The 14,017-nt window shown below is 41.8% G+C and carries 10 protein-coding genes; 5 read left to right on the top strand and 5 right to left on the bottom strand.

All coding sequences use genetic code 11. The annotated features are described in order from the left end of the window. The first annotated feature begins 31 nt into the window (after window positions 1–31). The gene (locus LN995_RS20925) at window positions 32–1,117 is read left to right on the top strand and encodes a carbon starvation CstA family protein (protein ID WP_229963046.1); all 1,086 of its coding nucleotides are present in this window, start codon (window positions 32–34) and stop codon (window positions 1,115–1,117) included. Window positions 1,118–1,311: 194 nt separating this feature from the next. Here LN995_RS20925 and LN995_RS20920 read toward each other — a convergent pair whose 3' ends face one another. The 4 genes from LN995_RS20920 to LN995_RS20905 all read right to left on the bottom strand — a co-directional run bounded on the left by LN995_RS20920 (window position 1,312) and on the right by LN995_RS20905 (window position 6,999). Next, window positions 1,312–2,241: a ketopantoate reductase family protein gene (locus tag LN995_RS20920; RefSeq protein ID WP_229963045.1), complete on the bottom strand. Its 930-nt coding sequence runs from the start codon at window positions 2,239–2,241 to the stop codon at window positions 1,312–1,314. Between the two features lie 12 nt (window positions 2,242–2,253). Then, a complete protein-coding gene (locus tag LN995_RS20915) occupies window positions 2,254–4,797 on the bottom strand; it encodes a family 20 glycosylhydrolase (RefSeq protein ID WP_229963044.1) in 2,544 nt (847 codons plus the stop codon). A gap of 115 nt (window positions 4,798–4,912) precedes the next feature. Further along, the gene (locus tag LN995_RS20910) at window positions 4,913–5,740 is read right to left on the bottom strand and encodes a phosphosulfolactate synthase (protein ID WP_229963043.1); all 828 of its coding nucleotides are present in this window, start codon (window positions 5,738–5,740) and stop codon (window positions 4,913–4,915) included. Between the two features lie 62 nt (window positions 5,741–5,802). After that, entirely contained in the window at window positions 5,803–6,999 is a 1,197-nt protein-coding gene (locus LN995_RS20905; RefSeq protein ID WP_229963042.1) for an MFS transporter, read from the bottom strand. 189 nt (window positions 7,000–7,188) lie between these two features. Between LN995_RS20905 and LN995_RS20900 the strand changes: the two genes are divergently transcribed. The 3 genes from LN995_RS20900 (at window position 7,189) to LN995_RS20890 (ending at window position 10,658) form a co-directional block, all read left to right on the top strand. Beyond that, window positions 7,189–8,250 carry an oxidoreductase gene (locus LN995_RS20900; RefSeq protein ID WP_229963041.1) on the top strand — a complete coding sequence of 354 codons (1,062 nt, stop codon included), beginning with the start codon at window positions 7,189–7,191 and terminating at the stop codon, window positions 8,248–8,250. A gap of 54 nt (window positions 8,251–8,304) precedes the next feature. After that, entirely contained in the window at window positions 8,305–9,660 is a 1,356-nt protein-coding gene (locus LN995_RS20895) for an amidohydrolase family protein (protein ID WP_229963040.1), read from the top strand. A 155-nt stretch (window positions 9,661–9,815) separates the two neighbouring features. Beyond that, complete coding sequence (locus tag LN995_RS20890; RefSeq protein WP_229963039.1) at window positions 9,816–10,658, top strand: prephenate dehydrogenase; 843 nt, start codon at window positions 9,816–9,818, stop codon at window positions 10,656–10,658. Window positions 10,659–10,707: 49 nt separating this feature from the next. Here LN995_RS20890 and LN995_RS20885 read toward each other — a convergent pair whose 3' ends face one another. Continuing rightward, the gene (locus tag LN995_RS20885; protein WP_229963038.1) at window positions 10,708–13,308 is read right to left on the bottom strand and encodes a BamA/TamA family outer membrane protein; all 2,601 of its coding nucleotides are present in this window, start codon (window positions 13,306–13,308) and stop codon (window positions 10,708–10,710) included. 495 nt (window positions 13,309–13,803) lie between these two features. Between LN995_RS20885 and LN995_RS20880 the strand changes: the two genes are divergently transcribed. After that, window positions 13,804–14,017: twin-arginine translocation signal domain-containing protein (locus tag LN995_RS20880; RefSeq protein ID WP_229963037.1), on the top strand; the 214-nt coding region annotated here is incomplete at its 3' end.

Raw genomic sequence — 14,017 nt, 5'->3', positions numbered from 1 at the left:
CTCCAGTCAAAGGTAGCAACTCCACAATGGCATGAAACAGTTTATGCGTGCCTTTACCATTGTTTTAATGGTTATGCTTGGAGCTGTTTTTATTATGGGGCCAGCCAAAATCCTGGCTGATATGACAAACGATGTTGGTGGAGGCATTAGTATGTGGATCTGGATTATCTTTATTTATTATATCTTGTCAACAGTACTTCCTATTGATAAGATTATTGGTAAGCTTTACCCTGTATTAGGAGTAGCTTTGCTGTTTATGGCAGTAGGTATTGCTATTATGATGTTTGCTCAAGGCTTAGATATACCTGAAATAACTTTTGCTAACCTTACGAACCAGCATGTGAACCCGGAGAAATACCCGTTGTTTCCAATGCTTTTCGTGACTGTTGCCTGTGGAGCTATTTCTGGTTTCCATGCCTCTCAATCTCCTATGATGGCACGCTGTATGACGAATGAAAAGCAAGGCAGAAGCATTTTCTATGGGGCTATGATTACAGAAGGTGTTGTAGCCTTAATTTGGGCTGCCATCAGCATGAGTTTCTTTGGTGGTGTTGATGGGCTAAATGACCTTATGACTCAGGAGCAGGGAAATGCAGCTTATGTCGTAAGTGTTATTTCTAACTCTCTGTTAGGTAAGATTCGTGGTATATTGGCGCTCTTAGGTGTGGTGGCTGCCCCGATAACATCTGGTGATACAGCTTTTAGAAGTGCCAGGCTAATAGTAGCTGACTTTATGAAATCTAAACAAGGCTCCATAAAAAACAGGCTGCTGATAAGTATACCTTTATTTGTGGCTGGCTTTGGCTTAACCCTAATAAACTTTGGCATTGTGTGGCGCTATTTTGCCTGGACAAACCAGACATTGGCAACCGTGGTACTATGGACTATTACGGCTTATCTGATTAAAGAGCATAAGTTCTTCTGGATAACCTTAGTTCCTGCAGCTTTTATGAGTGCTGTGGCTACATCTTACATTCTGGTAGCTCCCGAAGGCTTTAGCCTGCCAGCTAGTATAGCCTATGCAGCAGGTGTTGCTGTAGCTTTGGCACTTAACATCCTTACCTTAGTTAAGGTATATAAGGTCAAAGAGAATCCAGAGGTGGAGTTTGCGCAGTAGGGCTTGTAAAGGAAAAGCAAAGCTATAATAAACAGACAGGGGAGTAAAAGTTTGCTCCCCTGTCTGTTTATTATAGTATTTTAAAGCTACAGTAGTTTAATAGTATAGCCATTGCTTAATTCAAATCAAGTACATCTACATATAGTAGGTGTGGGTGCAGTTCTTTACTCTATAAATAGTGGACTTAAAGGCCCTTATTTGCTTTTTAGCTGCCCGTAAAGTTTACTAAAAAGAGGAGTTTCAACTTTTGACTTTTGAGCTTCTCTTACAATATAGCCTATTAAAGTCTCCAACTCAGTTTGGTTGTTGTTCATGAAGTCTCTTTGCATAGAAGAAGTGGCATCTTTAGGAAGCTTGCCTAATATCTTCATGTTAGTATCAATAATGGATGCTTCAATTTCTACTCCTTTAGCATGTGCTACAGCTAAAAGTTCGCGCATTAATATACGTAGATTTTCCTTCAACTCTGCGTTTTCATAAATTTCTCCCATTGTTTTTCCTATAGCAGATGTAAGTGTTGCAACAGGTGAAATAAAGGAAAACTTATTCCACACTTTTACTACTATATCTGAATATAACTCACTAATAATGCCTGCGTCTGTAAATAGTTTATGGATGCGGTCTAACTCTTTAACAGGTAACTCAGGATTACCCCAAACCAAGCGATTATATTCACCTTTTACTTCAATAACACCTGGTGCCCCAACACTGGAAATAATATAAACACAGCCCCATAAAAGCTTTGCAGCAGGATATAATTTATCTAAATACTCAATGCTTTCAATGCCATTCTGCAAAGGCAACAGGAACGTGCTTTCATCAATGCTAGGTCTGAAATCTTCGGCAATTTTATCCAAGCTATAACTCTTAACGCAGAAAACAATTATATCCAGCTTTCCCAGGCCAGCTACATCATCGGTTACAAGATCAGGTTTAACTGTAAACTTTGAGGAGCCAACATTTATAGTAAGTCCATTGGTTTGGATTTCTTCTTTATGTTTACCTCTGGCAATAAATATAATTTCTGTATCCTCTGAATCAGCATAACGCTGCGCCAGTTTACCTCCGTAATATCCTCCTACCCCTCCTATTCCTACTACAGCTATTCTTAATTTGCTATTCATTATAAAACTTGGTTATTTGTTATCAATAGTTACTGCCCTGCCGGATCTGCCTTTTACGTCGAATACCTTCAACTTAATACTACCTTTTGCACTTATCGGGCCTGTATATTCTTTACTCTTTGTTGTTGGTTCTGTTCCATCAGTAGTATACCGCACTGTCAGCCCTGGCAGCTGTACATTAGCTTGTACTTTACCGTCTTCTACTTTGGCGCCAGGTGTGGGAATTCTGTAATTAAAACCGCCTGCATAATAGGTTAGCCTAGGCAGCTCTCTTTTACCCAGAGTATTTACAAAGTCTGACCAGGCTTGGTTATATAGCTTTACACTTTTTGCTTCGTCAGGCTCAGTAGCCCAGGCAGGATCTTTAGCCCAGGCTCTTTCAGCTAAACCAAGCAGTTTAGGGAGCAGCATATACTCCATTCGCTCTGGGCTGGTTATTTTTTCACTCCACAAAGGCCCTTGCAAACCAACTATATTCGATTTCCCAAATACTGTAAGCTTTTGAAGGTTTTTAAACTTTGACCTATCTACAGGGTCACCATTGGTGTCCTCTTTGAAATTTTTGGTATAGTCAAAAGGGATGAAGTAGAATGGTTTGTCCACATCCAGAAATCCACCCCAGAACAAGCCAGGCTCATCATAATCTTTCTGATAAGCTAAATCTAAATAAAAGTTTGTTACATTCGTCAGAACCACCTTATAACCAGCATTGGCCATTTTATAAGCCAGATCTTCAGCACCCCATAGGTTGTTCCAGACATCTACATGAAAATTTTCATCAGCAAAATCAGGATTGGGTACATAAACAGTACGGCCATTCTGTTTTTCCTTCCGCAGACCTATCTCCTCCCAACCAGATAAATACAAATTCCGGGCTTTAACCATTTTATTTACTTTGCCGAAGTAGTAAAACCAAAGGTCGCCTGTGTTATTTACTGAAGGGTCGTTCTTGATCAAAGCCTGAACAGAGGGCGACTTCTCCCACACACCAGAAGGCACTTCGTCTCCGCCAAAATGTATGGTTTCTATTGGAGCACCGGCCATTTTGTACATTTGCAGCATCTCATCTACTACTGTCTCCAGGAAGTCGTACGTAGAGGGTAACGATACATCAATTACATTATCTTTCCAATGCTGCACGGATCTGTAAGCAGACTGATCGTTCAGGTCACGGAGCAAATACTGTTCAGCCTCTTGTTTTTTTCCCTCCTGCATCAGGCGCTCATAACGTGCATCCATCGCTTTTATAGCAGCTCTGGCATGGCCGGGTGTTTCTATTTCAGGAATAACGCGAATGTGACGCGCCTTCGCATACTGAAGTATTTCAATAAAATCTGCTTTACTATAAAAGCCACTGCCTGCAGTATTACTTACATTCGGGCCTGATGCATACGAAGGCACCAGGTTTTTTTTATCATTCAGCGTATGGCCCCGTTTCCCTCCTACTTGTGTGAGCTCTGGCAAAGCAGGTATTTCAAGCCTCCAGCCCTCATCATCGTTTAAGTGAAAATGGAAAACATTTAGTTTGTAGAGCGCCATCAGGTCAAGGATCTTTAACACCTGCTGCTTTGGCTGAAAATTCCGTGCGACATCAAGCATAAAGGCCCTGTGTCCAAAGCGCGGTGCATCAGTTATATCTACTCCTGGCAGACTAACAGCTTTTTGTGTAGTAGCTAGAGCTGCTGGAGGCAGTAAGGTAATTAGTGACTGTGTACCATAAAAAATCCCGGCTGGTGTGGAGGCGGCTATTATGATGCCATTTGAACTAACCTGAAGCTCATAAGCTTCAGGCTGCAGTCCCTTTTTCTTTTGTAGACAAATAACTTTTCCTTTACCACTAGATTGAACAGCAGGTTGCTTACCTAAAATGGTTGCCAGGTGTGTAGCCAGTATATCGGCCTCGCTTCTGAAAGCATTTTCGGCAACAATAGGTACTGCGGCAGTTAAAGTAAAGGTTTGATTAGTTTCTGAATATTGTGCGGGTGTCGGGAATACCTTGGTTAGCTTTTCGGCTGGAATATCCTGAATGTTTCTGTTCTTGTTATAAATGGTTTCAGGAGAGACAAATGAATCATTACTAACACTTCCTGCTGGCTTTTTGACTGTATTTTTAACAGGCACACCTACTTCAGGGTTATCATCCCAAACCAGGTAAAAACCATCAGGTGCCTGGCTGAAATTTACGAGCCGACCCGCTGAAGTAAACTCTATGCTTTGGGATGCTCCAGAGGCAATACTTTCAAATTTTTCTGTGGGTACTAACCTTAGCAGGTCTCCATTAACATGCTCTACTTTAACGGCCCCAGCAGTTTCTTTAGGTTTAAAAGATGGTGATGCATTGAAATACAAACTCCAACCTTTTGCCGGAAGTGCTGCTTTGCCTGTATTAGTTAAGGTTACAGCCGAAAGAGTCTGGTTTTTGTTCTGATAGTAATTATCAAGTAATTCCCATGTTACCTGCAGTTCCTGGGCTTCTGGTTTTTGGTTATCTACTTGTGCAAAACAGGAAGTAAAGGTGCTGATGCTGCAGAAAGCAACAGAAAGAAGGTATTTCATTTTTCAGAGGGTGAGGAATGATTGTGTTACTAAATTTATTAATTTCTGATGGATTCACACAATCTTTCAGCAAGAAGCTGCAGTAAATGAGCTTTTATATGCACTCAGCAACTCCTCACTCTATCCCTTGTATTCTGCCCCAGGTACTTTGTGTGCCCCATATCCCCTGCCGCAGGCACTCCAGTTGCACCACCTGGCTATGGTCCACAAAGAGGTTGGCGTTATAACCATAGTTTTTAACGTACCACTCAAACACTGGCGGATCAGCAGCTTCGAACATTAGTTTTTCGGCCCCCAGTTCGTCTATAAACTGTGCAGGAACATCAGTACGCCACGGGTTAGCATTTTCCGTGATTCCTTCTGATTCTATCATAATCAGGTAAACTCCAGCTTCCAGAAAGCGTTTAGCCTGCTTAATAACAAAACCTGTATCACGAGTTCCGGCTGCTTTGAGCTCTGCTGCGGAAGTATCTCCCCCAGCCCCGAACTGAATACCAATTTCCGGTTTAGCTTTTAAGCCTGCCTCCTGTACCATTTCCACCAGGCGAAGCCAGTCATCAGTAGGTATGGTGATAAAACCAGACGAAATTTCTATGATATCAAAGCCTACACTTTTGCATTCGGCAATGTACTTCTTTACAGCTTCTTTACCTTGATGAAGCACATATTCAATAAAACCTCCGGTAGAAACCATAACATCATGCGCATGTGCTTCTGCAATAATCTCTTCCAGCGCCTTAGGTGGCATAAGCATAAAAGCTCCTCCGGCAAATTTCAGAGAATCAACATAAGGTCCCATTGTCTCCAGCACGTCCTGCAGATAACGCTTACCCATAACGGAGTAGTACGGGCCGCGTATTTCAGTTAAACCTGTATGGCGTGGTTTAGCACTCCGGGGGTTTGTTCTTATAAAGTCATAGAACTTGCTTGCATTCTTTTCCATAGCATAGCATACGAAGCTCAGACTATAAGAGGTTTATTGTTATATGCTGCTTCAGCTAACAACTAACTTGCTTTACGCTGCTTTAGGAAACTAAGATGTATGATTAAGGCTAGAGATGATAGTACCAATCCTACAACTACTACTCCACTCCATTTCCAGTGATGCCAGGCTTGGCTGGCCAGATAGGTACCTATGGCTCCACCTACAAAATACGTAAACATGTAAACTGTATTCAGGCGGTTGCGGGCCTCTGGCAGCAGCGAAAATATAAGGGTTTGATTAGAAATATGTGTCGCCTGTACTCCAAGGTCCATAATTATAACTCCAATAATCAAGCCTATGAGACTGTGGCTTGATAATCCGAAGATTATGTAGGATACTACAATCATAGACACAGTAATGGTAGTGGTGCGAAAGGAATTGCCTTTATCGTTAAGCCTACCCACAAAAGATGCTGCCAGTGCACCAAATGCTCCTACCAAACCGAAAGCACCGGCCACATCACTTCCTGCATTGAACTGCGGTTCTTCCAGTAAGAAAACAAGTGTTGTCCAGAAGGCACCAAAGCTGGCAAAACATAAAGCACCACGGGCAGAAGCCAGTCGTAGCAAAGGTTCTGTTTTTGTCAGGTGTATCAGCGAACTCATCAGGCTTTTGTAATTTCCTTTGTACTCTGGGTGTATTTCGGGAAGAAGAAAATACAGTGCCGCCCAGAAAATCAGCATCAGGCCGGAAGCTATCATAAACATTGAGCGCCAGCCAAGGTGCTCTCCTATAAAGCCACTCAATGTACGGGATAATAGTATCCCCAGTAGTAAGCCGCTCATCACGAAGCCCACTGTTTTGCCTCGTTCCTCTGGTTTGGCCAGGTGTACAGCCATAGGTACCAGTAGTTGAGGTACAACCGAAGTAGCCCCAATAAGAAAACTGGCTACCATGAGCATTTCTATGTTAACGGCAAAGGCCGCCAGCAGCAGTGAGATTACTATGAGCACAAAATCAAACATTATCAGCCTTTTTCGCCGAAGCATGTCTCCCAAAGGAATTATAAAAAGCATGCCTGCTGCATAGCCAATTTGCGTGAGCATAGATATAGAACCTGCTTTTGCTTCGGTTACTCTAAAATCGGCTGAAATCAGACCCAGAAGCGGCTGGTTATAATACAGGTTTGCCACCGTAATGCCTGAAGCGGCGGCCATTATCCATAGGTTCAGACGAGTTAATTCGGGTTTTTCTACGGCAGAAACAGAATCGTTCATAGTATGTAAAGGTAAGCAAAGTCATAACGTCGTTAGCGATAGCTGCTGTTGACACTGCTAAAGTACGTAACCTATGTTTTAAGTTATAACATATAATATAGATTGCGCCCTAGCTGTGTTTGTAGTATATTACCTCTCTAAGTTCCTTTTTTAATCTTAACAGCTTCTTCAGCAGAACAAAGCAATTCTATGAATAAAGAAATTAATGTAGGCCTCTTAGGCTTCGGCATGGCCGGGCGAATATTCCATGCACCTTTTATAACAGCTGTGCCTGGGCTACATCTTAAAAAGATAAGAGCCAACAGAGAAGAGAGTATCCAGCTTGCTGAGACAAGCTATCCAGAAGCACGCATTGTGAGCGATACGCAGGAAATCCTGTCTGATGAGGAGATAGATTTAGTAGTAGTCGCAACTTCTAATGCCACACATTTTTCACATGCCAAAGCGGCCTTACAGGCGGGCAAGCATGTACTGATAGATAAACCCTTCACCACAACGCTTGCGGAAGCAGATGAACTAATTGAGCTGGCAAAGACCCAGCAAAAGCTTCTGACGGTTTTTCAGAACAGAAGATGGGACAGTGATTTTAAAACTGTCAAAAAGGTTGTTGAGCATAATGTTCTCGGCAATCTGGTAGAATATGAAGCCCATTTCGACAGATTCCGAAATGAAATAAAACCAAACACCTGGAAAGAGGAAGACTTACCTGGCTCAGGCCTTCTTCATGATCTGGGCTCACACCTGATTGACCAAGCACTGTACCTCTTTGGCAACCCTGAAGAAATAATGGCAGACATCAGAATACAAAGGTTGAATTCTAAAATAATAGACAATTTTGAGCTGATACTCCAGTATGAAAGCTTAAAAGTTACGCTTAAGGCCGGTATGCTGGTAAGAGAACTTGGGCCACATTTTATCCTTTTAGGTGAAAAAGGTGCCTTTGTTAAGTATGGTATGGATGTGCAGGAAGATGCTTTAAAAACAGGACTTACTCCGTCAAACACTCCTGTATGGGGTGTGGAGCCAGAAGAGATTTGGGGAACTTTGAACACTGAAATTGATGGGCTGCATTTTAAAGGTAGAATTGAAAGCGAAACCGGCGACTACAGAGGTTTATACCAAAACGTTTACAAAGCCATACTCGGAGAGGAAGAGCTTGTTGTTAAACCTGGGCAGGCACGTAATACCATGAAGCTTATTGAGCTCGCCTTGCAAAGCAGCAAAGAAAAGCGGACGGTTAAATTCAGCTAATCTAAAAAAAAGGCTGCGCGTATCAGAAGGCAGTCTATATAAAAGCTCTGAATTATGAAATGTTATGCGCGGGCTGCAGGCCTCTTGCTGCTTATTTTAGCTGGCTGTAAGCAAGAAAATAAAGAAGATCCGGCAACAGTATTAGATCATGCGACTCTTATTGATGGCACTGGTGCGCCTGCACAGAATGACATGACACTCATTATTCAGGCAGATACCATATACGCCATATTTCCACATGGTAGTATGGAATTACTCGAAAATTCTGAGGTGACAGATCTGGAAGGTAAAACCATCATGCCCAGTATGGTTAATACGCATGGGCATGTAGGCTTACTGAAAGGCAATAAAGTAGCAAAGGAAAATTATACGAGGGAAAACATACTCCGGCAACTCGAGCAGTATGAGCAGTATGGTGTAGGTGCCGTATTATCCTTAGGGTCTGATAGAGAGATAATGTTTGCTTTAGCCGATTCCTCGCAACACGGGCAGTTATCGGGTGCTATGGTTTTTACAGCAGGTTATGGGATAGGTGTACCTAAAGGAGCTCCCCCTCAAAACGCAGGCTTTGATAAAGTAATTAGACCTATGTCGGCAAAAGAGGCAACTGAGGAGATGCAGCAACTGGTAAAATCAAAGCCCGCTTTTGTAAAGATATGGGTGGATGATTTTGGAGGAACCGTGCCTAAAATGGAGCCTGAAGTATATGAAGCTGTTATCGGCGAAGCGCACCAGCACGGCCTACGGGTGGCGGCACATGTTTTTTACCTGGAGGATGCAAAGAAGTTGGTCGCAGCTGGAGTTGATATACTGGCCCACAGCATACGCGACCAGGAGGTTGATGCGGAACTGTTGCAGGAGATGAAAGCTAAAAATGTAGTTTACATTCCTACACTGTCTCTGGACGAGTATAATTTTATATACCTCCGGCAGCCTGACTGGGTAGACAGCAAATTTTTTTCCTCCTCTTTAGAACCAGGAGTTTTAGATTCCTTAAAAAGTGAAGATTACCTGAACAGGCTTAAGAATGACCCTAACCTGCAGCAGAAGATCGACCATTTTAACATTGCCTTAAATAACCTGAAGAAAATGTATGAGGCAGGCATAAAGGTAACGATGGGAACAGACTCTGGTGCCCAGCCAATAAGAGCACAGGGCTTTTCTGAGCACCTGGAATTGCAGTTAATGACTGAAGCCGGGCTTACTCCATTACAGGCCATCACGATAGTAACCAGAAACGGAGCAGAACTGCTAAAAATTGATGATGAGTACGGAACGCTTCAGATTGGGAAAAAGGCAAATTTTGTAGTATTGGGCGGCAATCCGGTGGAAGACATTAAAAACACCAGAAACATTGTTGCTGTCTGGGCAGATGGAGAGAAGGTAAGTGGTGCACCTGGAGATCAGTAAGTCTTTATTTCTCTTAATATTTTTCAGTTGTCTTGCTAAAACAATTTTTACTATCGATGTGCTTCTTACTTTTGTGTTGCTTTATATCTTCAGGTTGATCTCTTCAGGTTGATCTGAAAGTGAAGCAACAAAACAAGAACAGCAATACAAGCAATATGCAGATAGCAATAGTTGGTTTAGGCCTTTTGGGTGGTTCTTTTGCCTTAGGTTTAAAAGCAAAACATAATAATTACAGGTTTATTGGGGTTGATTACAGCGCGGAACATGCCGCAAAAGCTCTTTCACTTCACTTGGTTGATGAGGTGCTGCCTTTGGAGGAAGCGGTAAAAAAATCTGATCTTATTGTGTTGGCAATACCTGTTAATGCTATTTCGAGACTCATTTCCCCTATTTTAGATTTTCTCCCTGAAAATGCCACACTTGTTGATTTAGGCTCTACCAAAGAACTTATTTGTAAGGCCGCGCATAAGCACCCGAAACGAGGAAAGTTTGTGGCTGCTCACCCTATTGCTGGTACAGAATACTCCGGACCTGAAGCTGCTTTTGCTTCCTTACTGATGAACAAAACCATGATTATCTGTGATAAAGAAGCAAGTGATGCTGCATCTTTAAAACTTGTAGAACAAGTTTGCCAGGACCTTGAGATGCATCTGAGATACATGGACAGCGCAGCCCATGACCTGCACCTGGCCTATGTTTCACACCTTAGTCACATCAGTTCATTTGCACTAGGTATTACAGTACTAGACAAAGAAAAAGATGAAAAGCATATCTTTGACATGGCTGGAAGTGGCTTTTCTTCTACTGTTCGTCTTGCTAAAAGCTCACCGCAGATGTGGGGTCCCATCTTTACCCAAAACAAAAAGAATGTGTCTGAAGCCCTTGATAGTTACATTAAGCAACTACAGTCTTTTAAAGATATTATAGACAAAGATGATGAAGAAAAAGGCAAAGAGCTAATGTTGAAAGCGAATGATATTCGCCGGATATTAGGCTAATACTGTTTCTCCATTGATGCGCTTTTACTTATTCCAGCTTACGTATATTTTAAAATCTTAAACCGACAGAGAGGTAAGGTAATGTCTCCTCTCCTGAGAAGCCTATTACTCCCTGTATCAAAATCAACTGTGCAGGTACTAGGTAAAAGCCACCTCCGAAGCCATCATGCCATTTCCCTGATGACTCTCCCTCAGTCCATACTCTGCCAATATCATTAAAACCAATCAATCCTAAAGAGCCTGGAAACAGGTAAGTTGTAAAATCAAAAAGCTTTAAACGCAACTCAATGTTGTGGTACAGCATGCTTTCACCGGCAAAACGATAATTGCGGAAGCCCCGAAGGTTCTCATTACCTCCTAAATACAACATCTGATAAAAATCAGGATCTCCAACAGTCGTACCTCCACCTATTCTGTTGGCAACCACAAAGCTGGTGTCGTTTTTAGGATTCAGGTAAAAGCTGATTTGGGATTGAACCTGACCGTACGTACTCTTCTGGCCGTTTAGCTGTTGCATAGCCCTTACCGAGGTGTTCCAGTATACGCCATGGGCGGGTAGTATCGGGTTATTCCGAGTGTCAAATTCAAAGCCTGTAACTAAACCTGCGTAAACCTTAGATGAGAAGACGTTCTCTTGAGGGTTCTGTTCGTTGTAAATAGTTATAAAGCGCCCCGTGTTTTCAGATTGCCTGTTGTAGTAAAATTGCCCTGCAAACCCTGCAAATAGCTTTATGTTTTTACCTGCATTACTATTAAGCAATGCCTCAGCGTTAATAAAGCTGTAACGGCTACGATAAAAGCGAATAGGGTTGTCTCCTTGTTTAATATATTCTGTGTTGTTTCCTACGCCAAAAAAATTGATGGTATTTCTTGGAGCTCGGGCATCTACATTAAGGCTTACATCATACTTCCCGAGTAGTTGTGTGAAATACCCTGAATAGCGACCAAAAAATGCATTTGTTGCCAATGCATGCCCTACCAGCAGTTTATGTCTGGCAGCAAAAGGCTCTTTTCTAAACCCATGCGTGGTATAGTTAAAGCCTACTCCTAAAAGTACGCCATCGTCCAGGTTATATCCAACAGTTGCCATTGGCACCAGTTTATCATATGCAAAGCTGCGGGGGTTATAATAATTTACAAGTGTATCATCTGAAATGCGTAGTTTCGCTTTAGAACGAGATGGAAAAACATTGTCCTTATCAGAACGGTCATAAACATATAACTGGTCTTTATTTTTGAAGTTATCAGCTACATTAAAAGTATCAGTATTTCCTCCCCCTATCATTCTGACTTTTATGGGCGATTTATTGTTACCATATACAGCAAAGACATCTTTGCCTCCACGCCCATAAAGTCTCACCTCTTCGGTAACATCAGGATGAAAGATGCGCTGAAAAAGCACCTTGTCTCTGCTGCCGTCTTTTTTGATTTTAATAACTGTTAAGGTTACTAGGCCACCTTCGCCGTACTTTACCTCAAAACGCTCATGCTTATCTGATGCCGGTATATCCACAGCCTTTGCAAGAAAGCGGTAATATTTTAAACCTTCTTCCGTAAGGCTGTTCCTTCTGGCAATTAACTTTCGCACGATTTCTTTGCCCGATAAGGCGTAAACAGTGTCAGGCAGGCGCTTTACAGCATCCATCAGCAGTTTGTCCGTTAAAGTTGACTGCACAACATTTATTTCTTCTCTCCAGTCTTGCTCATTTAACTGGTACAAAAACAAACGATCAAAGAAGCGAGCGTTGAACATAAAACCTTTCACATCACGTATTTCCTCATGAAAGCCCTGAAATTTAGGCATGAGCCATTTACGTGAGGCAATAGAAGGGAAAAGGCCAGAAGGATTATAAAACACCTGGTCGCGGTCCCGTGGTATAGGATAATAATGATCATCGCCATTTTCTTCTTCTATCTGTTGCCACCGCCATTGATCCTCATGACGGTCCCAATCTCCGATAACAAGGTCAAGTAAGCGTGCCCGGAGCAACAGCCGCTGATCAACAGTATTGTCATTATCTTCTTCCAGCTTGTCTAACACCTTAAAAGTATTATCGGTGTCTTCTTCCACAGGCCCATGCTGCTCAAACAGGGCTACGGAGTTGGCGAAGTTATCTCTGTACTTCCCCAAGGCAGGGTCATCTGGTACGTACACTATCTGCGGCTTTGTGTGCGGTATATGAAGTGCCTCAGCTAAAGGTGGTACAGCCAGCTGTGCATACGGATGGGCAGTAGATATCAGGTCTGTTAATACATCTTTAGCCACCGGTGCTTTCATATTCTCTGGAAGCGCTCTCTCCGGATATTTTTCTACGGATCGTAGCACCCATTCATTTCCTGTACTATCAGCAAGGCGTAAAGATCTGGTTTGCATTCCCCCGCCTTGCTTAACAATGGATAATCCTCCTTTTTCCTGCTGCAGGTAAAAAACTTTAAGCTTAACAGGAGCAGCCCAAATTTTGCGGTAGTTTTCGCCAAAGAAAAAGCGATGGATCTTACTTACTTCATCATATTCAGGAGCAATGGCTACGGTTATACTATCCCCAAAGGTTAAATCTTGTGCAAAACAACTGGTAGCACTAGTACATAAAGTATAAATAAAAAAAAGCAAAGAGAAGTTTCTCCAGGTAACGCTATCTATAAAAAACATTGATGTCTATTTTGTTTTAATGGTGGCTCTAGTTCTGTTAGCTTTTATAATACCAACTAGCCTAATACCATCTCAAATAATATTTTGTTATATAGGACCTGTGCAATGATTGTTGCCTAAACCTTTTGCACAGTTGTACTACTTGTTGTTTTTCCTGACCTTTCAGGTGATGTGCTTTTAGCCCCAAAAAACTTATAAGTTTTACAGGTGAAAGTGCTTTATTTCAGAAATCATTTTCTCTTTTTATATCAGTTAGTTCAAACGCTATAAGTATAGCCCTACGTTCTTGTTAATAGTGAAATATATTTCTGTTAATATGTTTCTGATAAAATTTAAATTTCCAGTCGTTATTTTTAATTTACTTGTACTTATAAAAGGTATCAAGTATAGATATTCTTTTATTAATTCTTCTATTTTCCTTTCAAAGTGCCAACCTTTTCATTTTAAGTACATATACTATCCATAAATAACTTTCTCCTACTTGCAGATAAACTTATGGGAAAAGAATCTCCATTTAACAACAACCGCCGGAAGTTTATAAAAGGTGTTTCCTTAGCGCTTGGAACTACAGCTTTAGGAATACCTTTAGTTTCACTTGGCTCCTGCCAGTCTGGAAACTCTGCAAATACAGAGGAGCAGCCGGGGCAGGATACTTCTCAGAAAAAGAAATTAGGTATTGCCTTAGTAGGGCTTGGTAACTATAGTACGG

This window comes from Pontibacter silvestris (genome assembly GCF_020907275.1).
GTDB lineage: Bacteria > Bacteroidota > Bacteroidia > Cytophagales > Hymenobacteraceae > Pontibacter > Pontibacter silvestris.
Note: the sequence above shows the minus strand (reverse complement) of the source record. Positions and strands in the feature narration are given on the sequence as shown.

What these genes read in the sequence shown, in the direction of transcription:
- LN995_RS20925 (WP_229963046.1), top strand. Translation starts at nt 32, where the DNA reads ATGAAACAGTTTATGCGTGCCTTTACCATTGTTTTAATGGTTATGCTT.
- LN995_RS20920 (WP_229963045.1), bottom strand. Translation starts at nt 2,241, where the DNA reads ATGAATAGCAAATTAAGAATAGCTGTAGTAGGAATAGGAGGGGTAGGA.
- LN995_RS20915 (WP_229963044.1), bottom strand. Translation starts at nt 4,797, where the DNA reads ATGAAATACCTTCTTTCTGTTGCTTTCTGCAGCATCAGCACCTTTACT.
- LN995_RS20910 (WP_229963043.1), bottom strand. Translation starts at nt 5,740, where the DNA reads ATGGAAAAGAATGCAAGCAAGTTCTATGACTTTATAAGAACAAACCCC.
- LN995_RS20905 (WP_229963042.1), bottom strand. Translation starts at nt 6,999, where the DNA reads ATGAACGATTCTGTTTCTGCCGTAGAAAAACCCGAATTAACTCGTCTG.
- LN995_RS20900 (WP_229963041.1), top strand. Translation starts at nt 7,189, where the DNA reads ATGAATAAAGAAATTAATGTAGGCCTCTTAGGCTTCGGCATGGCCGGG.
- LN995_RS20895 (WP_229963040.1), top strand. Translation starts at nt 8,305, where the DNA reads ATGAAATGTTATGCGCGGGCTGCAGGCCTCTTGCTGCTTATTTTAGCT.
- LN995_RS20890 (WP_229963039.1), top strand. Translation starts at nt 9,816, where the DNA reads ATGCAGATAGCAATAGTTGGTTTAGGCCTTTTGGGTGGTTCTTTTGCC.
- LN995_RS20885 (WP_229963038.1), bottom strand. Translation starts at nt 13,308, where the DNA reads ATGTTTTTTATAGATAGCGTTACCTGGAGAAACTTCTCTTTGCTTTTT.